Raw genomic sequence first — 22,013 nt, 5'->3', positions numbered from 1 at the left:
CGACTAGCCGGCAGGTGGGAAGACGTGGCCGAAGCCCTCAGGGGCGGGCTGGGTGAAGCGCGGCTCCCGCTTGCCGAGGAACGCCAGCCCGCCCTCACGGCCGTCGCCGTGGGCCGAGTACCTGAGGGCCAGGGACTCCGCCAGGTGCGCGTCCAGCACGCTCGCCCCGGCGAGGTGGCGGAACACCAGCTGCCTGGTCAGCGCGACCGCGTGCGCGGAGCGCCCCCTCGTCATCCGATCCGCGACGGCGTGGGCCGCCTCCAGCAGATCCCCGGGCTCGTGAACGGCGTCCACCAGCCCGATCTCCAGCGCGCGGGAGGCCGGGATGATGTCGCCGCTGTAGAGCAGGTCGAGCGCCTTGGACTGCCCCACGATGCGCGGCAGGAACCACGTCGAGCAGGCCTCCGGTGTGATGCCGAGGCGGGCGAACACGAACCCCATCCGCGCCTCCGTCGAGGCCAGCCGCGCATCCATCGGCAGCGTCATCGTCGAGCCGATGCCCACGCCTGCACCGTTGATGGCGGCGATCACGGGCTTGCGGCACTCGAGGATGGCCAGCGTGAGCTTCCCGCCGGGCTCGCGGGCGCCGTCGGCGACCTCCGGCTCGGTCCAGTGGTCGCGCAGCTCGGCTGGACTGAGGTCCATCCGTGGGTCGAAGCCGAACACGTTGTCGCCGTCGCTGAGCTCCATGCCTGCACAGAAGGCGCGACCTGAGCCGGTGACGATGATGGCGCGGACGGTGTCGTCGCGGTCGGCCTCGTGCAGGGCGGCCACGAACTCGCGGCCCATCTCGAGGGTGAAGGCGTTGAGCTTGTCGGGCCGGTTCAGGGTGAGAGTGGCGACGCCGTCGTCGCGGGTCAGCAGGACGGTGCTCATGGGTGGTCTCCTTGCAGACGCCGGCAGGCGGCGCGGTAGTCGGTCTCGAGACGGTCAACTAGCTCTGCGACGGTGGGGACGTCCGTGATCCCGGCCACGCCGTGCCCGGCGGACCACACGTCGCGCCACGCCTTGACATCCTCGTGTTCGGCGGGCGGCCCTGCTGGGGCGATGCCGGAGGCGGACAGGCTGCCCGCCAGGAAGTTGGCTGGAATTCCGCTGACGGCGGGCGTGTACACCACGTCCGCGGCGCCCGCGGCCATCACCATCGCCCGGTAGGCGTCGCCCGCCAGCGACTCCTGCGTGGCGAGGAAGCGGGTGCCGAGATAGGCGAGGTCCGCCCCCATCGCTATGGCTGCCGCCACATCGTCGCCGCTGGTGATGCCCCCCGCGAGCAGCAGGGCCCCGTCGAACCACGGCCGCACGGAGGCGACGAAGGCGAACGGGTTGAGCGCCCCGGCGTGCCCGCCGGCCCCGGCGGCCACCAGCACCAGCCCATCGACGCCGGCGCCGGCCGCCTTGCGCGCATGCCTGAGCGTAGTGACGTCGTGGAACACGAGCCCCCCGTAGCCGTGCACGGCCTCGACCACCTCCGGGACCGCGCCCAGGGACGTGATCACCACCGGCACGCGGTGCTCGACGACGACGGCGAGGTCCGCCTCGAGGCGGGTGTTGGTGGGGTGGACGATGAGGTTCACGCCGAACGGGGCGTCGGCCGGGGTCAGCGCGTCGCGGATCCCGTCGAGCCACCCGGCCAATGCCTCGGTGGTCCGGCGGTTGAGGGCCGGGAACGTGCCGAGCACCCCTGCCCGGCAGCACTCGATGACGAGCTCGGGCCCGGAGACCAGGAACATGGGCGCCGCGACGACGGGAATCCGCAGCCGGTCGGCCAACTGCGCGGGCAACGTCATCGGGCCTCCCATCGGCGGCCGGACATCAGCCGAGCAGAACCGGCACGTGGGCCCAGCCGCCCAGCGGAGCCACCTCGCGCTCGGCGGACCCGCCCGGAGCCCACTCGATCCATGTGGTGGCCGCCAACGCCTCCTGAACCCCGATCCGCAGCTCCAGGGTGGCCAGCGGCCGGCCCGGGCACACGTGCGGGCCGGTTCCGTAGACCAGATTTCTGCGCGCCTTCCCCTCGGGGTCGAAGGCGTCCGGGTCGGCGAAGACGGCCGCGTCCCGGTTTGCCGAGGTCCAGTGCAGTTTCACGACGGCGCCCTCGGGGATGGTGGCCCCGGCGATGTCGACGGGGCAGGTGGTCCTGCGCCGGTTCGAGATGAACGGGTCGTCGATGCGCAGGATCTCGTCGACGGTCGCGTCGATCTCCGCGTCGCTGACCCCCGAGCGCAGGCGGCGCTGCAGCTCCGGATGGTCCGCCAGGAAGGCGAACAGCACCCCCACGCACAGGGCGATGGAGCCGAGGTCCCCACCGGTCCAGTTCCGCAGCACGGAGACCAGCTCCTCGTCGGTGAACGGCCGGCCCGCCACCTCGTCGCGGAGGAGCGCGGTGGTGAGGTCGTCGGGGGCGTCGTCGCCCAGGGCCCGGCGGGGGGCGAGAACCGAGCGGATGATGGCGTCGAACTCCGCCGCCACCTCCGCCGTCCTGGCCCGATCCCCCGAGCGGGTGGCGGCATGGTTGGCGGCCATCCAGCCCAGCAGCTGGGCCTCCAACGAGGCCGGCCACCCCAGCCACGCGCTCTGCGCGCGGACGGCGAACGGGAAGCCGATGTCGCGCACCGCGTCCACCGGAACGCCCCGGGGAAGCGCGGCGAACAGGCTGCGCGCCACCTCGCGGAAGGCCGGCTCGTGCGGGGCCAGGGCGTCGGGCTCGAAGTAGCGGTCCAGGGTCTGGCGGGCCGCGCGGTGGGCGTCGCCGTCGAGCCCGTTGGGCACGTGGACATGGGCCGAGACCGCGCTGGAGAACGTCGCGGGATCCTCGGCGGCCCGGACGACGTCGGCGTGCCGGAGCAGCACCCACTCACCGCGGACGTTGCGCACCACCGGATGGCCCGGACGCAACTGGTCCGTGTACTGCCGCAGGTCGCGGCCCGCGGGGTCCACATCGTCGGGGACGTGATCGGACATCACCAGCTCCTTTGTGCGTGTCAGCTCAGCCCATCGGGCAGGTCAGGCGTCGAGATCCTGCTCCACCATGCCGGCGATCCGCTCGACCGCCTCCTCGTTCTCGGACTCCACCGTGACCACCGCACCCTTCTCGGCGCCGAGCGTCATGATCAGCAGCGACGAGGCGGCATCCACCGTCGCCCCGTTGAGGGAGATGGTGATGTCGTCGTCGTATTCGCCGGCTGCTGCGGCGATGAGGGCGGCGGGACGGGCGTGCAGCCCCACGACGGACCCGACGGTCACGGACTTGCTGGCCATCAGAGGCTCCTTATCTGCCGCCGCACCGTTGCGGGCGGACACGCGAGTAATCATAGCCACCAGGGGAGCCCGTCTCCGACGCGGGTCCTGGTGGGGAAGGTGCCCGCGACAAGGCACGAGATCCTCCCGGGCATGCCGCCACCGAGGCGGGCTCAGAGTCGGGTGAGCCACACCGTCGTGTCCGTGGGCAGCACGTGGCCGCGCAGGCTCACGCTGGAGAGCAGCACCTCGTAACCCTCTGGCAGCTCCACCGGGGCGCCGAGCACGTTCGTCATCACCCGGACCGGGCCGTTGTCGAAGGCCACCACCGAGTCCCCGGCAGGAACCCACTCGAGCTCTCCGCCACCCAGCCTCCTGTCCCGTCTGAGTGCGAGGGCGGCCCGGTACATCGTCAGGGTGCTGCCGGGCGCGTCCTCCTGCCGGTCCACGGCGAGCGCCCGATAGGACTCGGGCTGCGGCAGCCACGTCTTCCCCGTGGGCGAGAACCCCAGACCCGGTTCCTCGGCCGCCCAGGGCATCGGAACCCGGCATCCGTCGCGGCCCGGTTTCGTGAAGTCGGAGCGGAACCACGCGGGATCCTGACGCAGGTCGTCCGGCAGCGTGGTGTGGTCCGGGAGTCCGAGTTCCTCGCCCTGGTAGAGGTAGGCAGAGCCGGGAAGCGCCAGCATCATGAGGGTCGCGGCGCGTGCCCTGCGCAGGCCAAGGATGTTGTCGGGCTGCTCATCGTCGGCCCCCAGGCCCTCGTGGCTGGAGCCCGGCTCCTTGAGCCCGAGACGGCTGACGTGCCGCAGTACGTCGTGATTGCTCAGCACCCAGGTCGTGGGCGCGCCCACGGCTTCGTCTTCGGCCATCGTCGAGGTGATCACCTCGCGGTATGACGCGGCATCCCATGGGCTGTCCAGGAACTGGAAGTTGAAGGCGGTGTGCATCTCATCCGGGCGCAGGTACAGCGCCAGGCGCTTCGGGTCGGCCACCCAGGCCTCGGCCACCAGCGAGCGGTCGCCCTGGTAGGAGTCCAGGACCGAGCGCCAGCGGCGGTACACGTCGTGGACGCCGTCCTGGTCCCACATCGGGCCGGCGGGTCCGTCGAGGTCCAGCATCGACTGCTCGGCGTCGAAGTCCGGCAGCCCGTCGGCCTTGATCAGGCCGTGGGCCACGTCCACGCGGAACCCGTCGACGCCCCGGTCCAGCCAGAAGCGCAGCACGCCGTCGAACGCCTCGCGCACCCGCTCGGTGGACCAGTCCAGGTCCGGCTGTTTCACGTCGAAGAGGTGGAGATACCACTGCTCCGGCGTGCCGTCCGGCCGGGTGAGGCGCGTCCAGCCAGCCCCGCCGAAGACGGACTTCCAGTTGTTGGGCGGCAGTTCGCCGTGCTCGCCGAGCCCGTCGTGGAAGTGGTACATGTCGCGCTCGGGCGAGCCCGGCCCGGCCGCGACCGCCGCCTTGAACCACCGGTGCTCATCGGAGGTGTGATTGGGCACCAGATCGACGACGACGCGCAACCCCGCCGCGTGGGCGGTCTCGATCAGGCGGTCGGCGTCCGACAGGTCACCGAAGAGCGGGTCGATCTCCTCGTAGTCGGCCACGTCGTAGCCGGCGTCGGCCATGGGGGACCTGTAGAACGGGGACATCCAGATCGCGTCCACCCCGAGGCGGGCCAGGTACGGGATCTTCTCGATGATCCCGGGAAGGTCACCGTAGCCGTCGCCGGTGGAGTCAGCGAACGAGCGCGGGTAGATCTGGTAAATGACGGCGTCGCGCCACCATTCAGCTGCCATGGTGAGGTCCTGTCGATTGACGGATGATGAGATCCGGGTGGAAGAGCATCTCGGTGGAGTCGGTGGGGAGGCCCCGGATCGCGGTGAGCAGCGAGCCGACGGCGGCCCTCGTCATGGCCGGCACCGGCTGGCGCACCGTGGTGAGCGCGGGGCTGGTGAAGGCCATCAGCGGGGTGTCGTCGTAGCCGACCACGGAGACGTCGCCGGGGACGTCCAGGCCCCGGGCGCGCGCTTCGCGGATGGCGCCCAACGCCATCACATCGGATCCGCACACGATGGCCGTGTGCCCCGCGTCGAACAGCCGCGAGGCGGCCGCCTGGCCCCCCTCGACGCTGAAGATCGTCGACACAGTCGAGCTGCTCGGCAGGCCCAACCCGATGAACGCCTCCCGCTTGCGACGGCTCGGCATGTAGCGCAGCTGCCCCACCGCCAGGCCGATGCGCTCGTGCCCGTAGGAGCGCAGGTGCGCCACCGAGATGGACACCGCCTCGGCGTCGGAGCACGAGAAGAACGCGCCATCGACGGCGGAGCTGTAGCCGTTGATGAAGACCGCTGGCACGCCGGCGTCGATGAGGCGCTGGTAGTGCTCGGGGGAGGCTTCGGCGTCCGCCGGGGTGCCAGAGACGGAGATGATGCCCGCGATCTCGACGCCAAGCAGCGCGTCGAGGTACTGCTCCTCGCTGGTCCCACCGGGCCCTGCCGTGCAGATGATCATGTGGCGGCCCGCCGCCGTGAGCACCAGGGCCAGCTCGTTGGCGAACAGGGCGAAGGACGGGTTGGCGAGCTCCGGCACCATCACGGCGATGAGGCCCTCGCCGGAGGGCTGGTCCGGCTCCGCCGCGAAGCCGAGCCGCTCAAGGGTGGCCAGGACGGAGGTTCTGGTGGCGTCGGCCACGCCGGGCTTGCCGTTGAGGACCCTGGAGACTGTGGCGGTCGACACGCCTGCCGCGACGGCTAGGTCCGCCAGCTTGGCCCGTGGGGGAATCATGGGCCTCCTCTCCTTCGAGTCCGTGCACATCAACAGTGCTCGCAGGCTAGTGTGCAGGTATTCGGAGGACTTAGCAATGATCTTGCAAATCGTTGCAGGGCGGGCCGGGTACTGGCAGACCTAGTCCAGGGCATCACGTGCGTCGCGAAGCTCTGGAGACGTTTCCCGACGCAGATTGTTATCGAACCGTTATTGCAACGACTTTGCAAACGTTGCAAAGACGGTTACGCTTCTCAGCAGATCGGGTCGGCACCGGAGCGTCCCGAGACAACGAAGGAGTTACACACATGCGCAAGAGCCTTCTCGCCGCCGCAGCGGCCGGGCTTTCTCTGACGCTGGTCGCCTGTGGTGGCGGCACGTCAACCACCTCCCCCTCCGCCACCGACGGGGCCTCGAGCAGCGCCCCCGCCGAGAGCTCGGCCCCCGCGGCCGCCGGCACCCTCACCGTGTGGGTGGACGAGACCCGCATCGACGCGTTCAAGACGATCGGCGAGTCCTTCCTGGCCGCCACCGGCGTCACCCTGGACGTCGTGCAGAAGCCGTCCGGCGACGTCAAGACAGATTTCATCGCCCAGGCCCCCACCGGCGAGGGCCCGGACCTCATCGTCGGCGCGCACGACTGGACGGGCGACCTCGTCAAGAACGGCGTCATCGCCCCCGTCGAGCTCGGTGACCAGGTCTCCAACTTCAACGAGGTCGCCACCCGCGGCTTCACCCAGGCCGGCCAGCTCTACGGCGTCCCGTACGCCATCGAGAACATCGCGCTCGTCCGCAACAACGCCATGCTGCAGGACACCCCGGCCACGTTCGACGAGCTGATCGCGCAGGGCAAGGCCGCCGCTGGCGCCGAGTTCCCCGCCGTGATCCAGCAGGGCCCCGACGGTGACGCGTACCACCTGTACCCGATCCAGACCTCGTTCGGTGCGCCGGTGTTCAAGACCGACGCCAACGGTGACTACACCGCCGAACTCGGCATGGGTGGCCCGGAGGGTCTCGCCTTCGCCGAGTACCTGAAGACGCTCGCCGCCGAGAAGGTCGTCTCGTCCTCGCTCGAGGGTGAGACCGCCAAGCAGGCCTTCCTCGACGGCAAGACGCCGTACATCATCACCGGCCCCTGGTACGTCGCCGACTTCGTGGCGGCCGACATGGACATCACGGTGCTGCCCGTCCCGTCCGCCGGTGGCCAGCCGTCCGCGCCGTTCGTCGGCGTGCAGGGCGTCTTCCTGTCCTCGAAGTCCGAGAACACCCTGCTGGCTTCGCAATTCCTCGACTGGATGGCGAGCAAGGAGGCCCAGGATCAGATGCTCGAGCTGGGCGGCCGCATGCCCGCGCTCACCGAGTCTGCTGACGCCGTCACCGACGAGGTCCTGGCCGGGTTCGGCGAGGCCGGCAAGGATGGCCAGCCGATGCCGTCCATCCCCGAGATGGGCGCTGTCTGGGAGTTCTGGGGCGGCGCGCAGGTGAGCATCATCACCGGCAACGCCGAGCCCGCCGCGGCGTGGGACGCGATGATCAAGAACATCGAAGCCAAGTTCTGACGCCTCTCGACCACACGGTCGCATCCGGGGGTTGGGAAGCCAAGGCGGCCCAACCTCCGGCCCATATCCGCAACGAAGCGAAGGTTGAACTCCCTTGAGCAACTCCCCGACATCGCAGTCGCCGAGGCTCTCCCACGCGCGGGACCTCTCGCGCCCGGGCTTCATCGCGAAGCTCGTCCTCATGATGCTTGTCAACGCTTTCGGCGTCTACGGCATCCTGGCCAGCTACGGCCAGCAGGAGTGGGGCGTCCTCGTCTTCCTCGTCATCACCCTGATCATCGTCGACTACGTGTACTTCTCGAAGCGCGCGATCCCCGGCAAGTACCTCGTCCCCGGCCTCATCTTCCTCGCTGTGTTCCAGATCTACGTGATGATCAACACCGCCTACGTGGCCTTCACCAACTACGGCGACGGACACAACGACGCCAAGGAACCGGCCATCACCCAGATCCTGAAGACCTCGGATCGCCGGGTGGAGGGCACCCCGGAGTATCAGGTCACCGTCTTCGACCGCAACGGCCAGCTCGGCTTCGCGATCGTGGAGGGAGACCAGGCCCGGATCGGCGACGCCGAGACCCCGCTGGCAGACGCTCCGGATGCCGTCGTCGACGGTGATCGGGTCACCGAGGTGCCCGACGCCACGGTGCTCGCGCTGGCCGACGTCCAACAGCGCCAGAACGAGGTGCTGGACCTGCGCGTGAGCGTGTCCGACAACCCGGACGACGGCTGGCTCAGGACGGACAACGGGGCCAGGGCCTACATCGCCAAGTCGCTGTTGGCCTACGACGAGGCCGCAGATACGTTCACCGACGCCGACGGCAAGGTCTACACGGCAGACCCAAGCCGTGGCCTGTTCGTCGCCGACGACGGAAGCAGCCTCTCACCGGGCTGGCGCGTGGTCGTGGGCTTCGACAACTTCGCCGCCATGTTCACCGACGCCCGGCTCGCGGGCCCGTTCCTGTCCTCACTGGTGTGGACGTTCGCCTTCGCCATCCTGTCTGTGCTCACCACGTTCGCCTTCGGGCTACTGCTGGCGGTGGTGTTCAACGACCCGCGCATCAAGGGGCGCACCCTCTACCGGGCCCTGTTCATCCTCCCGTACGCCTTCCCTGGCTTCCTGGCCGCGCTGGTGTGGCGCGGTCTGCTCAACCAGGAGTTCGGCTTCATCAACCAGGTCCTGCTGGGCGGTGCGAGCGTCCCGTGGTTCACTGACGGAAACCTCGCCAAGCTGGCCATCCTCGGGGTCAACCTGTGGCTGGGCTTCCCCTACATGTTCCTCGTCACCACCGGCGCCCTGCAGTCCATCCCCCAGGAGCTCACGGAGGCGGGCATCATGGACGGCGCCAGCCCGCTCAGGCGGTTCTGGAGCATCACGCTTCCCCTGCTGCTGGTGTCGGTAGCGCCGCTGCTCATCGCGAGCTTCGCGTTCAACTTCAACAACTTCTCGCTCATCTACATGCTCACCGGCGGCGGACCGAACTATCCGGGTGCCCCGGTGCCTGCCGGCGAGACGGACATCCTGATTTCGATGGTCTACGCCATCGCCTTCGAGGGTGGCAACCGGCAGTACGGCCTGGCCAGCGCCATGTCGATAGTCATCTTCCTGGTGGTCGGCTTCATCTCCTGGCTGGGATTCAGGCAGACCCGCAAGCTTGAGGAGATCATGTGATGGCCAAGAAGCTAGCCAACGGCGACAACGACACCCGTCTTCGTGGCGGCCGGTGGTGGAAGGAGGTCGGCTGGAGGCACGTCTTCGGGATCATCGTCATCATCTACTGCGTGTTCCCGCTGCTCTACGTGCTGTCGGCCTCGCTCAACACGAACGGATCCATCACGGGCTCCCTGCGGCTCTTCACGAGCTTCACCACCGAGCACTACGCCGAGCTGATGACCACTGACTATCCGAAGTGGGCGCTGCACTCGCTCTATGTCAGCGGACTGACGGCCATCGGGACGGTCCTCATGGGCGCGGCTGCGGCCTATGCGTTCAGCCGATTCCGGTTCAAGGGGCGCCGCGCCAGCCTGACCGCGCTGCTGATCATCCAGATGTTCCCGCAGATGCTGGCCTTCGTTGCCATCTTCCTGCTGGCGCTCACGCTGGGGGAGATCTTCCCGTTCCTCGGCCTCGGTTCGCACCTCCAGTTGATCGCCATCTACCTCGGCGGCGCGCTGGGAGCGAACACGTTCCTGATGTACGGGTTCTTCAACACCATCCCGATCGAACTCGACGAGGCCGCCAAGATCGACGGCGCCACGCATGCCCAGATCTTCTGGGGCATGATCATGCGCCTGGTCACGCCGATCCTCGCGGTGGTGGGTCTGCTCAGCTTCGTGGGCTCCTACGGCGAGTTCATCCTGGCCCGCATCGTGCTGGCCAGGCCCGAGAACTACACGCTCGCCGTGGGCCTGTACGTCTGGGGCTCCGACGAGCGCAACGCCCCGTGGTCGCTGTTCGCGGCCGGTGGCGTGCTGGCGGCCATCCCGATCATCGCCTTGTTCATGTACCTGCAGAAGTACATCGTCTCCGGCCTCACGGCTGGTGGCGTCAAGGGCTGATCGAAGGCTCTACCGATCCACGCCGGTGTGCGGGCGACCCGATGGGTCGCTCAGCCCACCGGCGTGGTCGCGTCTCGAGGCTCGGCGCCCGTATCCGGCTGGAGTGCCAGGTGGCACAGCCGGGGGCCGACGTCGATCCGACCCGCCACCATCCCGCTCGCGCTCGCCTCGAGGTAGCCGTCGACGAAGCCCTGATGGATGGCGCACACGATCGGGAGCTCCCTGAGGCCCACCTCGGCCCGGAACGGGCAGCGCGTGAAGGTGAGCTGGTTTCCGACGGCGACGGTCCCGAACCCCCGCTCGGCGAGATGAGCCACCAGCCCCTCGACGGGTTCGGTGTCCTCGGGCTCGTCATCGACCATCGAACCGCCCCAGGAGCGCCCCGCCTGCTCGGCCAGCCGCGACCCGTCCGGCAGAGTGGCCACGAAGTTCTGGATCAGCACCTCGGTGAGCTCCATCAGGTGTGAGTTGCTGACGTTGGGGGAGTCGCTGGTGGCGGCGAACAGCAGCGGCGGGCGCCCTGCCTGCCCGAGCGGAGCCGCGGCGCTGACGGCGTAGCCCGCATCGCGCAGCCCTTCCAGGTGGAATCTGGCGGAGTTGCGGTGCAGCCCCAGCTGGTCCGCGACCTCGGCGACCGCCACCGGGCCTGCGGCGGATTGCAGCAACGCCAGCACGCGCGTGCGGGTGGGGCCGAGCCCGTGGGGTTCGCTGGTCACTGATCCAGTTTCGCATGCTCAGGGCACCCCTCCCGGGTCGGGGTAGCATGCGCCCATGCAGGAGCACCGATTGCTGGACAGCCACGGGAGGGTCGCACGCGACGTCCGCGTGTCCTTGACCGACCGCTGCAACCTGCGCTGCACCTACTGCATGCCCGCAGAGGGCCTCGCCTGGCTGCCCGTCGAGGAGACCCTCACCGACGACGAGGTGGTGCGCCTGATCCGCGTGGCCGTCGTGCGCCTGGGGGTGGAGCGGGTCCGGTTCACCGGGGGAGAGCCACTGCTGCGGCCCGGGCTGGAGCGCATCGTCGCTGCCGCGTCGGCAATGGAGGGTCCCGGCGGGCGCCCTGAGTTGGCACTCACCACCAACGGGCTTGGCCTGGACAAGCGCATCGCGGGGCTCAAGGCCGCCGGCCTGGACCGGATCAACATCTCGCTGGACTCGCTGGACCCCGTCCGCTACGCCCGGCTCTCCCGCCGCGACAGGCTGCACGACGTGCTGACCAGTATCGAGGCCGTCGACGCCGCCGGCCTGCGCCCGCTGAAGGTGAACTCCGTGATCATGCGCGGCGAGAACGAGCCGGACATCGTGCCGCTCGCAGCGTTCTGCCTGGCGAGGGGCTACCAGCTGCGCTTCATCGAGCAGATGCCGCTCGGTCCCAAGCATGAGTGGGACAGATCACAGATGGTCACCTCCCGGGAAATCCTCGATGCGCTGGAGACCCGCTTCCGCCTCACCCCGCTGGACGAGCCCCGAGGCGCGGCCCCCGCGGAGCTCTGGCGGGTGGACCCGGACGCCGAGCAGCCGGGCGGCACCGTCGGCGTGATCGCCTCGGTGACCAACCCCTTCTGCGCCGCCTGCGACCGGACGCGGCTCACCTCGGACGGTCAGGTCCGCAACTGCCTCTTCTCCAGGACGGAGACGGACCTGCGCGCAATCCTGCGCGGGGGCGGCTCGGACGACGACATCGTCGCGGCCTGGGCGGGCGCCCACGCAACAAAGTCGCGGGCCCACGGCATCGATGACATCGGGTTCGTCCAGCCCGCCCGCACGATGAGCGCCATCGGAGGATGACTCCCGAATCGCCCGGCCTCCGCTGCGCGATCGTGCTGGGCGGGGGGCGCTCGTCGCGGATGGGCACCGACAAGCTGGAGCTCACCGTCGGGAACCGTTCGCTGCTGCAGCGCGCCTGCGATGCCTCCCTCGGCTGGGCCGGCCAGGTGATCGTCGCCTCACCCGTCCGCGCCGGGTTCCCGGACCAGCGCATCGTCTTCGTGCTGGAGGATCCTCCCTTCGGTGGCCCCGTGGCAGGCATCGCGGCGGCGGTGGCCGCCCTTCCCGGCGAGGCGGAGGAGGTGCTCCTGCTGGCGGGTGACCTGGCAGATCCTCACGCCGTCGTGGGAGCGCTGCGCGCGGCGCCGATGGGGGTCGACGGTGTGGTGCTGGAGGACGAAGAGGGCTGGCCCCAGCTGCTGGCGGGGCGTTACCGCGCGGCCGCTCTGAGGCTCGCCGTTGGCGGTGCTCCAGCCCTGCGCGACGTGTCCGTCCGTCGCCTCCTCGGGACTTTGGATCTGGCCCGGGTGGCAGCCCCGCCAGCCCTCGTCCGAGACGTCGACACCCCTAGCCAGGCGCGACTCGCCGGCGCTGAATTTCGCAACTACGACGGCGCGTAAGACTTTTTTCCGAGAAGTTTGGACGTACCGCTCTCCGGCATGGAAAGCTGACGCCCATGAGCACCGATTCCGCGCGCGTTGACGGCCCCGCCTCCGATGCCCTGCTGAAGCTTGGCCGCTTCTTCACCAAGTGGGACCAGACCGACGACGGCCGCGCCGTCTTCCGCCAGGGTGGCCGCGCGGGAGACGTCTTCTACCGCGACCGCTGGAGCCACGACAAGGTGGTCCGCTCCACGCACGGCGTCAACTGCACCGGCTCCTGTTCCTGGAAGGTCTACGTCAAGGACGGGATCATCACCTGGGAGTCCCAGCAGACGGACTATCCCACCACCGGGCCTGACCGGCCGGAGTATGAGCCCCGCGGATGCCCCCGTGGGGCCGCCTTTTCGTGGTACACCTACTCGCCCACCCGGGTCCGCTACCCGTACGGCCGCGGCGTGCTCATCGAGATGTACCGGGAGGCGAAGAAGCGCCTGGGCGATCCGGTGGCCGCCTTCCGTGAGATCTCCACCGATCCGGTCAAGCGCCGCCGCTACCAGCAGGCCCGAGGCAAGGGCGGATTGGTGCGCATCTCCTGGGAAGAGGCCCTGGAGATCTCCGCCGCCAGTTACGTCAACACCATCAAGTTCTACGGCCCGGACCGCTGCGTCTCCTTCTCGCCCATCCCGGCGATGAGCATGGTCTCCCACGCCATCGGCACCCGCTTCACGCACCTCATCGGCGGCGCGATGACCAGTTTCTACGACTGGTATGCGGACCTCCCCGTCGCCTCCCCGCAGGTGTTCGGCGACCAGACCGATGTGCCGGAGTCCGGAGACTGGTGGGATTCCACCTACCTGATGATGTGGGGCTCCAACGTGCCCGTCACGCGCACCCCGGACGCGCACTGGATGGCCGAGGTCCGCTATCGCGGCACCAAGGTGGTCACCGTGGCGCCGGACTACGCGGACAACGTGAAGTTCGCCGACGAGTGGCTGCCCGCCCAGGCCGGCACCGATGCCGCGCTGGCCATGGCCATGGGGCATGTCATCCTCAAGGAGAACTTCGTCGACAAGAAGGTCGAGTACTTCGACGACTACGTCAAGCAGTACACGGACCTCGGCATGCTGATCACCCTGGTGGATCACCCCGAAGGCCATGGGCTGGTGCCCGGCAAGTTCCTCACCGCCGCGGACCTGCCGGCCACCGCAGAGGTCTCCGACGCCGCCTTCAAGACCGTGGTGTGGGACGACGCCACCTCCAGCCCTGCGGTGCCCAACGGTTCCATGGGCTACCGCTACTCCGAGGACGGGGCCGGTCTCTGGAACCTGGACCTCGGCGAGATCCGACCCGCGCTCAGCCTCATCGAACAGGCCGACGCGCAGAAGGTGGAGATCTCCCTGCCGTGCTTCGAGGACCCGAAGGGGGAGGGCAGCATCATCCACCGCGGTGTCCCTGCCCGCGTGGTCGAGGGCAAGCTCGTCACCACAGTCTTCGACCTCATGCTCGCCCAGTACGGCGTGGGCCGCGACGGCCTCCCTGGCCAGTGGCCTGCCGGGTACGACGACGCCACAGTTCCCTACACCCCCGCCTGGCAGGCGGAGATCACCTCCGTGCCCGCCGAGGCGTGCCTCCGCATCGCCCGTGAGTTCGCGGCCAACTCGGAGGAGTCGAAGGGCCGCACGATGATCATCATCGGCGCCGGCATCTGCCACTGGTTCCACGCGGACGTGACCTACCGCGCCATCATCGCGCTGCTCATGATGACCGGCTGCATCGGCAAGAACGGCGGCGGCTGGGCGCACTACGTGGGCCAGGAGAAGTGCCGCCCCATGACGGGCTGGTTCAACATGGCCAACGCCACGGACTGGTCGCGGCCCCCGCGCACCATGATCGGCACCGCCTACTGGTACATGCACACCGATCAGTGGCGCACCGACGGCTTCTCGGCTGACCGGATCAAGTCCCCGCTGTCCACCGGCAGCCTCGACGGCACCCACTCGGCGGACGCCATCGCGCTGTCACACCGCCTGGGCTGGATGCCGTTCTACCCGCAGTTCGACGCGAACCCGCTGGACCTGGCGGACGAGGCGATCGCCGCCGTCGGACGCGGTGAGTACGAGACCCCGCAGGCCTACGTGGCCGCCAGGCTCAACTCCGGCGAGTTGAAGAGCGCCGTCGAGGATATCGACGCGCCCGAGAACTGGCCGCGCACCATGATCCTGTGGCGCTCGAACCTGTTCGGCTCCTCGGCCAAGGGCAACGAGTACTTCCTCAAGCACCTCCTCGGCACCCACAACAACGTGATGGAGAACGGTCACGGGGCTGACCTCCGCCCGGATGTGGTGAAGTGGCACGACGAGGCCCCTGAAGGGAAGCTGGACCTGCTGATCACCGCGGACTTCCGCATGACCAGCTCCACGCTGCTCAGCGACATCGTGCTCCCTGCCGCCACCTGGTACGAGAAGTACGACCTCAGCTCCACGGACATGCACCCCTTCGTGCACGCGTTCACGCCCGCGATCGACCCGCCGTGGGAGACCAAGAGCGACTTCGACGTGTTCGCCGAACTCGCGATCAAGCTCTCCGAGCTGGCCAAGGGACGCCTGGACACCCGCAAGGACCTGGTGGCGGTTGCGCTCCAGCACGACACCCCCGGCCAGATCGCCCAGCCGGGCGGCCATGTGCCCGACTGGCGAGGCACCGACCTGGAGGGTGTGCCCGGGAAGAACATGCCGGTGCTCGCCGTCGTTGAGCGCGACTACACGGCGATCGCGGACAAGCTGCTCACCGTCGGCCCGCTGGCGGAGAAGCTGGGCTTCACCGTCAAGAACATCACCTACGACGTGGGCCACCAGGTGACCAAGCTCGGCAAGCTGCACGGGGTGTACCCCTCCGGCCCGGCCGCAGGCCGCCCCGCCATCAACACCGACCAGCGGCTCGCCGAGGCCATCCTGATGTTCTCCGGCACCACCAACGGAGAGTTGGCCACGCAGGGCTTCCGCGACCTGGAGCGCAAGACCGGCCGCAGACTGGCGGACCTGTCTGAGGGGTCCGAGGAGAAGCAGATCACCTTCATCCAGACCCAGCAGTCGCCGCAGCCCGTCATCACCTCCCCGGAGTGGTCGGGGTCGGAGACCGGCGGCCGCCGCTACGCCGCGTTCACCATCAACACCGAGCGGCTCAAGCCATGGCACACGCTGACCGGGCGGATGCACTTCTTCCTGGACCACGACTGGATGGCCGACGCAGGCGAGCAGCTGCCGATCTTCCGGCCGCCGCTGGACATGGGCCGCGACTACGGCGAGCCCGAGCTCGGACCCAACGGTGAGAAGGCCATCACGCTGCGCTACATCACGGTGCACAACAAGTGGTCCATCCACTCCGAGTACCAGGACAACCTGTTCATGCTCAGCCTCGGTCGCGGCGGGCCGCAGGCCTGGCTCAGCGTCGCCGACGCCGCGAGCATCGGGGTCAGGGACAACGACTGGATCGAGCTGACCAACGCCAACGGAGTGTTCGTGGCCCGCGCCGTCGTCACGCCGAAGCTGCCGGACGGCATCTGTTACGTGCAGCACGCCCAGGAACGCACCATCGACGTGCCGAAGTCCGAGGCCACCGGCAAGCGCGGCGGCATCCACAACTCGGTGACCCGGATCCTTCTCAAACCCACCCACCTCATCGGCGGCTACGCACACCAGGCGTACGCCTTCAACTACATCGGCCCCACCGGCGTTCAACGAGACATCGTGTCGACGGTGCGCCGCCGCTCCCAGGAGGTCCAGTACTGATGGCCAAGCAGCGACGCGTGATGGCCCAGGTGGCCATGGTGATGAACCTCGACAAGTGCATCGGCTGCCACACCTGCTCGGTTACGTGCAAGCAGGCCTGGACCAACCGGGCCGGCACCGAGTACGTGTGGTTCAACAACGTGGAGACCCGCCCCGGGCAGGGCTACCCCCGCACCTACGAGGACCAGGAGAAGTGGCAGGGCGGCTGGGTGCGGACCAAGTCCGGGCGGCTCAAGCTGCGCTCCGGTGGCCGGTTCAAGAAGCTGCTGAGCATCTTCGCCTCCCCGGTGCAGCCGGAGATGAACGACTACTACGAGCCGTGGACCTACGACTACGAGAACCTCATCCAGGCACCGCTGGGCGACGACTTCCCCGTCGCGAGGCCGAAGTCCCTGATCACGGGCGAGGACATGGCCATCAAGGCCTCCGCCAACTGGGACGACGCCCTGGGCGGCATCCACGAGACCGGCCATGACGACCCGATCGTGAAGAAGCTTCGCGAGGACGCCAACCTGCAGATCAAGTTCGAGTACGAGAAGACCTTCATGTTCTTCGTGCCCCGGATCTGCGAACACTGCCTCAACCCCTCCTGCATGGCCTCCTGCCCCTCCGGCGCCATCTACAAGCGCTCGGAGGACGGCATCGTCCTGGTGGACCAGGACAAGTGCCGCGGCTGGCGTCAGTGCATCACCGGCTGCCCCTACAAGAAGATCTACTTCAACCACCGCTCCGGCAAGGCCGAGAAGTGCACCATGTGCTACCCCCGCCTCGAGGTGGGACTGCCGACGGTGTGCTCCGAGACCTGCGTGGGCCGGCTGCGCTACATCGGCATCATCCTCTACGACCCCGATCAGGTCACCAAGGCCGCCCTCGTCGACGACAAGGACCTGTACCAGGCCCAGATGGACCTGATGCTGGACCCGAACGACCCGCAGGTGATCGCCGATGCGAAGGCCAACGGGATCCCTGGCGACTGGCTGGCCGCCGCCCAGAAGTCACCCGTGTACGCCCTCATCAAGCACTTCAAGGTGGCGCTTCCGCTGCACCCTGAGTACCGCACCATGCCGATGGTCTGGTACGTGCCCCCGCTCTCCCCGGTGGTGGACCTGCTCAAGGCCCAGGGCCACGACTCCGAGGCCGGCGGCAACCTGTTCGGTGCCATCGACACCCTCCGCATCCCCGTCGAATACCTCGCTGAGCTGTTCACCGCGGGAGACGCCGACGTGGTGACGGGCGTGCTGCAGAAGCTGGCCGCGATGCGCTCCTACATGCGCGACGTGACGCTCGGCCGAGAGCGGCAGCCCGAGCTGGCGCACGCCGTCGGCATGGAGCCCGCGGCCCTGGAGCAGATGTACCGGCTGCTAGCCATCGCCAAGTACGACGAGCGCTACGTCATCCCCAAGGCCCATGCCGAGCAGGCGCACAACCTGGAGGAGATGGGCTGCTCGCTGGACTTCGAGGGCGGGCCGGGCGCCGGGGGAGAGGGGCCGTTCGGCACCTCTTCAGGCCGCGTGGTCCCGGTGGCGATCGAGAGCTTCGCCGACGCGAAGGCCCGCCAGCTCGACGCGAGCGGAGCATGATGTCAGCGGTGGTGTTCCAGGCGGCCGGGCTGCTGCTCGGCTACCCGGACGAGGAGCTGCTGGATCGGCTCCCGGTGATCGAGGCCGCCGTCGCCGAGGCTGGTGCGGGAGAGTACTTCGCGCCCACCCTCGCGCACCTGCGCAGCATGCCGATCATGGAGCTGCAGAGCTGGTACGTGCAGGAGTTCGACCTGTCACGCCGGCACGCGCTGCACCTGACCTACTGGACCGACGGCGACACCCGCCGCCGCGGCGAGGTGCTGGCCGCCATCAAGCAGACCTACCGGGATTCCGGCCTCGTGGTGGACCTCGCCGGTGAGCTGCCGGACTACCTCCCGATGGTGCTCGAGTTCGCCGCCGTTGGACACCCCCAATTGGGGCTGGGGCTCCTCAACGCCTACCGCGCCAGCCTCGAGCTGCTCCGCATCGGACTGGCGGAGGACAAGCTCCCGCAGTCCGGGGTGGTCGAGGCCGTCTGCGCCGCGCTGGGCGGGCCCTCGCCGCGTACCCGCTCCGAGGTCCGGGACCTGCTGGGCGGCCCGCCCACCGAGACCGTCGGCCTCGAACCCACCTTCCTGCCCTACCCGCAACTGCAAGGGAGCACGCGATGAACATTCTGCTCTGGGGAGTCCTGCCCTACGTGGTGCTGCTGATCCTCGTGGGTGGGCTGATCTGGCGCTACCGGTTCGATCAGTTCGGCTGGACCACGCGCTCGTCTCAGCTCTACGAGTCCAGGCTGTTGAAGATCGGCTCGCCCATCTTCCACTTCGCGCTCATCGCGGTGCTCATGGGCCACATCGTCGGCCTGCTGATCCCCAAGGCGTTCACGGACTGGATCGGCATCGATCAGCACACCTACCACGCCGGCGCCCTCTACGGCGGCGGGCTGGCGGGCATCGCCCTGATCGTCGGCCTGGCGATGCTGATCTGGCGCCGTCGCTCCACCACGGCGGTGTTCAAGGCCACCACGTGGAACGACAAGATCATGTACCTGGTGCTCGCCACCGTGATCGGGCTCGGCATGGTGGCCACGCTCACCGGCGACACCACCCCCACAGGCGAGGAGCACAACTACCGCGAGACGGTATCGGTGTGGTTCCGCTCCCTGTTCGTGTTCCAGCCCGACGTGGAGGCGATGGGGGCCGCCACCTGGCAGTTCCAGACCCACGTCGTCATCGGGATGCTGCTGTTCGCGATGATCCCCTTCACCCGCCTGGTGCACGCCTTCTCCGCACCGTTCCACTACCTGTTCCGCCCCTACATCGTCTACCGCTCGCGCGACGACTCGTCGCGTCGCTCCGAGACGGTCAAGGGTCGCGGTTGGGACCCCGTGGGTACCCCCGACAACAAGCGCGCCCAGCGCTGAGCTCCCTGCCGCCTTCCCCCTAGAGAGACACCCCACACGTGAGTAAGCACCTCATCGAGGTTGAGCCCGTCCACGAGACGGGCAAGGGCGCCGGCCGCGTCATGATCATGTCCACCCTCGCGTTCACGCTGATGTTCGCGGTGTGGCTGATGTTCGGCATCCTCGGCGTCCCCATCCAGAAGGAACTCGGCCTCACCGACGTGGAGCTGTCCTGGATCTCGGCCCTGGCCGTCCTGAACGGCTCGATGTGGCGGCTCCCGGCCGGCATTCTGGCGGACCGGATCGGCGGCCGGAAGGTCACGCTGTTCCTGCTGTTCGCCACCGCGCTGCCCGCCTTCCTGGTCTCGAAGGCCGACAGCTACGGGCTCCTGCTCGTGCTGGCCTTCCTCGTCGGCTTTGCCGGAAACCTGTTCTCCGTCGGCACCGCCTGGAACGCGGCCTGGTACTCCCGCAAGCGCCAGGGCCTCGCCCTGGGCGTCTTCGGTGCGGGCAACGTGGGCGCGTCGGTGACCAAGTTCATCGGCCCCCCGCTGATCGCAGGGACGGCGGGGGCCACCTTCGCGTTCGGCATCGAGGGCGGCTGGCGCCTGGTTCCGGTGATCTACGCCGTGCTGCTGGTCATCGTCGGGGTGGCCGTGTGGGTGATCGTGCCGCGCGTGGATCGCGCGCCCGGCACCAGCCGGAGCGTCCGCACCATGCTGCTGCCGCTCAAGCACATGCGGGTGTGGCGGTTCAGCCTCTACTACGTGGCGGTCTTCGGCGCCTACGTGGCGCTGTCGGCGTGGCTACCCAAGTACTACGTCGACAACTTCGACGTTGACCTCACCACCGCGGGTCTGCTCACGGCCACCTTCATCTTCCCGGCCTCGCTCCTGCGTCCCGTGGGCGGCTGGCTGTCGGATCATTTCGGCGCCCGCAGGGTCATGTACTGGACGTTCGCTCTGATGCTGCTCACCAGCGGAATCCTCATGATGCCCAACGGCCACATCGTCATCGAGCACGCCGACGGCTCCCAGACCGAGCACCTCGCCTACAGCCTCAGCCTCTGGATGTTCGCGGTGCTGGTGTTCCTCCTGGGCTGCGCCATGGGCCTGGGCAAGGCCGCGGTGTTCAAGCACATCCCCGAGTACTTCCCGGAGAACGTCGGCTCGGTCGGCGGCCTCGTCGGCACCCTCGGTGGCCTCGGCGGGTTCGTCCTTCCGCCGCTGTTCGCCTACACCAAGCTGTGGTCGGGGTTCCCCACGTCCACCTTCTTCGTCCTGTTCCTCCTCACCGTCATCTGCGCGGTGTGGATGCACCTCACCATCGTCAAGATGCTGCACGACAAGTCACCCGAACTCGCCGGCACCATCGAACTTCCCCTTGAGGAGTCCGCAGTATGAGTACCAAGAAGCTCGAGACCAAGGGCGACTGGCTCCAGGCCTGGGACCCGGAGGATCCGGAGAAGTGGGACAGCAGACTCGCCTGGAACACCCTCACCATCACGACCTTCACGCTGACCCTGGCCTTCGTGGCCTGGTTCCTCCCCAGCGCCATCGTGCCCAAGCTCAACGCGCTCGGCTTCGACTTCACCAAGGAGCAGCTCTACTGGATGGCCGCCATGCCCGGCCTGTCCGGCGGAATCCTGAGGCTCGTGTGGATGGTGCTGCCGCCCAAGATCGGCACCCGCAAGATGGTGACCCTGACCACCCTCCTGCTCATCCTGCCGGTCCTCGGGTGGGGCTTTGAGGTCACCAACCCTGACGTGCCCTACTGGCGGCTCTTGGGTCTGGCGTTCCTCTCCGGCATCGGCGGCGGTGCGTTCTCCGGATTCATGCCCTCGACCTCGTACTTCTTCCCCAAGCGCCTCCAGGGCACCGCGCTGGGCCTGCAGGCGGGCATCGGCAACTTCGGCGTGTCGCTCGTGCAGCTCATGACGCCCTGGCTGATCACCTTCGGCATGTTCGGGTTCCTCGGCTCGCAGCAGATGTCGTTCGCGGGCAGGGACCCCGTCACGGTCTGGTACCAGAACTCGGCGCTGGTCTACATCCCGTTCATCATCGTCGGCGCCATCTGGGCCTACATCGCGCTGCGGTCCGTGCCGATCAAGGCCAACATCAAGCAACAGTTCGACATCTTCTCCAACCAGGACACCTGGTGGATGACCATCCTCTACATCATGACCTTCGGCACCTTCTCCGGGCTCGCGGCCCAGTTCGGCCTGCTGATGCTCAACCTCTACGGGGCGGGCAACGCCGCCATCGTCGAGGGCGCTGGGGCCACGGCCACGATGCTCGTCGACGGCTACACGCTGCCGGATCCGGTGAAGTTCGTCTTCCTCGGGCCGCTCGTCGGTGCCGGGGCCCGTATCGTGTTCTCGCCGCTGACTGACCGGATGGGTGGCGCCATCTGGACGCTCATCTCCGGCATCGGCATCCTGGGCTCGATCCTCTTCACGATCCCGGCGCTCACACCGGACACCTCCAGCGCTGCCGCGCTGCAGGGCGGGTTCAACCAGTTCCTGTGGGGCATGCTGCTGATCTTCCTGTTCTCCGGGATCGGCAACGCGTCCACGTTCAAGCAGATGCCGATGATCTTCGAGAAGCGGCAGGCGGGCGGCGTGATCGGCTGGACCGCGGCCATCGCGGCCTTCGGACCGTTCCTGTTCGGTGTCGGCCTGACCATCATGAGCCCCACGATCTTCTACGCGATCGGCGCTGTCTGGGCCGTGATGTGCATCGCCATCACCTGGTTCCGGTACGCCCGCCCAGGCGCGCCGAAGCCCAGCTGACCCCCCGCGTTAGGGTGTG

The 22,013-nt window shown here is 68.5% G+C and carries 18 protein-coding genes; 11 read left to right on the top strand and 7 right to left on the bottom strand.

The genetic code is table 11. From position 1 onward, the window contains the following. Nucleotides 1-3 precede the first annotated feature (3 nt). From H5398_RS03630 to H5398_RS03605, 6 genes are all read right to left on the bottom strand, one after another. Entirely contained in the window at nucleotides 4-876 is an 873-nt protein-coding gene (locus H5398_RS03630; RefSeq protein WP_182799052.1) for an enoyl-CoA hydratase-related protein, read from the bottom strand. Then, nucleotides 873-1,787, bottom strand: a complete 915-nt coding sequence (locus H5398_RS03625) for a nitronate monooxygenase family protein (protein ID WP_182799051.1) — start codon at nucleotides 1,785-1,787, stop codon at nucleotides 873-875. Before H5398_RS03625 ends, H5398_RS03630 begins: the two co-directional genes overlap by 4 nt. Before the next feature lie 25 nt (nucleotides 1,788-1,812). Continuing rightward, nucleotides 1,813-2,961, bottom strand: coding sequence for a cytochrome P450 (locus tag H5398_RS03620; protein ID WP_182799050.1), 1,149 nt, complete (start codon nucleotides 2,959-2,961; stop codon nucleotides 1,813-1,815). Nucleotides 2,962-3,003: 42 nt separating this feature from the next. Beyond that, nucleotides 3,004-3,258 (bottom strand): HPr family phosphocarrier protein, encoded by a 255-nt coding sequence (locus H5398_RS03615; RefSeq protein ID WP_182799049.1) that lies wholly within the window; start codon nucleotides 3,256-3,258, stop codon nucleotides 3,004-3,006. Nucleotides 3,259-3,410: 152 nt separating this feature from the next. Further along, nucleotides 3,411-5,036 (bottom strand): glycoside hydrolase family 13 protein, encoded by a 1,626-nt coding sequence (locus H5398_RS03610; protein ID WP_182799048.1) that lies wholly within the window; start codon nucleotides 5,034-5,036, stop codon nucleotides 3,411-3,413. Further along, complete coding sequence (locus H5398_RS03605) at nucleotides 5,026-6,024, bottom strand: LacI family DNA-binding transcriptional regulator (protein ID WP_182799047.1); 999 nt, start codon at nucleotides 6,022-6,024, stop codon at nucleotides 5,026-5,028. The genes H5398_RS03610 and H5398_RS03605 overlap by 11 nt, the downstream gene beginning before the upstream one ends. 287 nt (nucleotides 6,025-6,311) lie before the next feature. Between H5398_RS03605 and H5398_RS03600 the strand changes: the two genes are divergently transcribed. The 3 genes from H5398_RS03600 (at nucleotide 6,312) to H5398_RS03590 (ending at nucleotide 10,118) form a co-directional block, all read left to right on the top strand. Next, on the top strand, nucleotides 6,312-7,562 hold the full coding sequence (locus tag H5398_RS03600) for a maltose ABC transporter substrate-binding protein (protein ID WP_182799046.1): 1,251 nt from the start codon (nucleotides 6,312-6,314) through the stop codon (nucleotides 7,560-7,562). 94 nt (nucleotides 7,563-7,656) lie between these two features. Next, nucleotides 7,657-9,231 (top strand): ABC transporter permease subunit, encoded by a 1,575-nt coding sequence (locus H5398_RS03595; protein ID WP_255443526.1) that lies wholly within the window; start codon nucleotides 7,657-7,659, stop codon nucleotides 9,229-9,231. Continuing rightward, entirely contained in the window at nucleotides 9,231-10,118 is an 888-nt protein-coding gene (locus tag H5398_RS03590) for a sugar ABC transporter permease (protein ID WP_182782250.1), read from the top strand. The genes H5398_RS03595 and H5398_RS03590 overlap by 1 nt, the downstream gene beginning before the upstream one ends. Nucleotides 10,119-10,168: 50 nt before the next feature. On the opposite strand, the gene H5398_RS03585 is transcribed toward H5398_RS03590, so the two are convergent. Then, a complete protein-coding gene (locus H5398_RS03585) occupies nucleotides 10,169-10,834 on the bottom strand; it encodes a helix-turn-helix domain-containing protein (protein ID WP_182799045.1) in 666 nt (221 codons plus the stop codon). Between the two features lie 55 nt (nucleotides 10,835-10,889). Between H5398_RS03585 and moaA the strand changes: the two genes are divergently transcribed. From moaA to H5398_RS03545, 8 genes are read left to right on the top strand one after another with little or no spacing between them, the layout of a single operon-like run. Then, the gene (gene moaA / locus H5398_RS03580) at nucleotides 10,890-11,909 is read left to right on the top strand and encodes a GTP 3',8-cyclase MoaA (protein WP_182799044.1); all 1,020 of its coding nucleotides are present in this window, start codon (nucleotides 10,890-10,892) and stop codon (nucleotides 11,907-11,909) included. After that, a complete protein-coding gene (locus H5398_RS03575; protein ID WP_182799043.1) occupies nucleotides 11,906-12,508 on the top strand; it encodes a molybdenum cofactor guanylyltransferase in 603 nt (200 codons plus the stop codon). Before moaA ends, H5398_RS03575 begins: the two co-directional genes overlap by 4 nt. 56 nt (nucleotides 12,509-12,564) lie before the next feature. After that, entirely contained in the window at nucleotides 12,565-16,278 is a 3,714-nt protein-coding gene (locus H5398_RS03570; RefSeq protein WP_182782254.1) for a nitrate reductase subunit alpha, read from the top strand. After that, nucleotides 16,278-17,858: a nitrate reductase subunit beta gene (gene narH, locus H5398_RS03565; RefSeq protein ID WP_255443525.1), complete on the top strand. Its 1,581-nt coding sequence runs from the start codon at nucleotides 16,278-16,280 to the stop codon at nucleotides 17,856-17,858. Before H5398_RS03570 ends, narH begins: the two co-directional genes overlap by 1 nt. Continuing rightward, nucleotides 17,855-18,469, top strand: a complete 615-nt coding sequence (gene narJ, locus H5398_RS03560) for a nitrate reductase molybdenum cofactor assembly chaperone (RefSeq protein WP_182799042.1) — start codon at nucleotides 17,855-17,857, stop codon at nucleotides 18,467-18,469. The genes narH and narJ overlap by 4 nt, the downstream gene beginning before the upstream one ends. Further along, complete coding sequence (narI, locus tag H5398_RS03555; RefSeq protein WP_182799041.1) at nucleotides 18,466-19,224, top strand: respiratory nitrate reductase subunit gamma; 759 nt, start codon at nucleotides 18,466-18,468, stop codon at nucleotides 19,222-19,224. Before narJ ends, narI begins: the two co-directional genes overlap by 4 nt. A gap of 38 nt (nucleotides 19,225-19,262) precedes the next feature. Further along, nucleotides 19,263-20,606 carry a nitrate/nitrite transporter gene (locus tag H5398_RS03550; protein ID WP_370585700.1) on the top strand — a complete coding sequence of 448 codons (1,344 nt, stop codon included), beginning with the start codon at nucleotides 19,263-19,265 and terminating at the stop codon, nucleotides 20,604-20,606. Beyond that, complete coding sequence (locus H5398_RS03545; RefSeq protein ID WP_182799040.1) at nucleotides 20,603-21,994, top strand: MFS transporter; 1,392 nt, start codon at nucleotides 20,603-20,605, stop codon at nucleotides 21,992-21,994. The genes H5398_RS03550 and H5398_RS03545 overlap by 4 nt, the downstream gene beginning before the upstream one ends. The last annotated feature ends 19 nt before the right edge of the window (nucleotides 21,995-22,013 follow it).

The organism is Tessaracoccus sp. MC1679 (assembly GCF_014164775.1).
In the GTDB taxonomy this organism is placed as follows: domain Bacteria; phylum Actinomycetota; class Actinomycetes; order Propionibacteriales; family Propionibacteriaceae; genus Arachnia.
The sequence above is the reverse complement of the archived record's forward strand: the minus strand, read 5'-3'. Positions and strand labels throughout refer to the sequence as shown.

Excerpts from the sequence above, each read along its gene's own strand:
- H5398_RS03575 (WP_182799043.1), top strand. The coding sequence starts at position 11,906 with ATGACTCCCGAATCGCCCGGCCTCCGCTGCGCGATCGTGCTGGGCGGG.
- H5398_RS03615 (WP_182799049.1), bottom strand. The coding sequence starts at position 3,258 with ATGGCCAGCAAGTCCGTGACCGTCGGGTCCGTCGTGGGGCTGCACGCC.
- H5398_RS03620 (WP_182799050.1), bottom strand. The coding sequence starts at position 2,961 with ATGTCCGATCACGTCCCCGACGATGTGGACCCCGCGGGCCGCGACCTG.
- H5398_RS03600 (WP_182799046.1), top strand. The coding sequence starts at position 6,312 with ATGCGCAAGAGCCTTCTCGCCGCCGCAGCGGCCGGGCTTTCTCTGACG.
- narJ (WP_182799042.1), top strand. The coding sequence starts at position 17,855 with ATGATGTCAGCGGTGGTGTTCCAGGCGGCCGGGCTGCTGCTCGGCTAC.
- H5398_RS03590 (WP_182782250.1), top strand. The coding sequence starts at position 9,231 with ATGGCCAAGAAGCTAGCCAACGGCGACAACGACACCCGTCTTCGTGGC.
- H5398_RS03570 (WP_182782254.1), top strand. The coding sequence starts at position 12,565 with ATGAGCACCGATTCCGCGCGCGTTGACGGCCCCGCCTCCGATGCCCTG.
- H5398_RS03605 (WP_182799047.1), bottom strand. The coding sequence starts at position 6,024 with ATGATTCCCCCACGGGCCAAGCTGGCGGACCTAGCCGTCGCGGCAGGC.
- H5398_RS03610 (WP_182799048.1), bottom strand. The coding sequence starts at position 5,036 with ATGGCAGCTGAATGGTGGCGCGACGCCGTCATTTACCAGATCTACCCG.
- H5398_RS03630 (WP_182799052.1), bottom strand. The coding sequence starts at position 876 with ATGAGCACCGTCCTGCTGACCCGCGACGACGGCGTCGCCACTCTCACC.
- H5398_RS03625 (WP_182799051.1), bottom strand. The coding sequence starts at position 1,787 with ATGACGTTGCCCGCGCAGTTGGCCGACCGGCTGCGGATTCCCGTCGTC.
- narI (WP_182799041.1), top strand. The coding sequence starts at position 18,466 with ATGAACATTCTGCTCTGGGGAGTCCTGCCCTACGTGGTGCTGCTGATC.
- moaA (WP_182799044.1), top strand. The coding sequence starts at position 10,890 with ATGCAGGAGCACCGATTGCTGGACAGCCACGGGAGGGTCGCACGCGAC.
- H5398_RS03545 (WP_182799040.1), top strand. The coding sequence starts at position 20,603 with ATGAGTACCAAGAAGCTCGAGACCAAGGGCGACTGGCTCCAGGCCTGG.
- narH (WP_255443525.1), top strand. The coding sequence starts at position 16,278 with ATGGCCAAGCAGCGACGCGTGATGGCCCAGGTGGCCATGGTGATGAAC.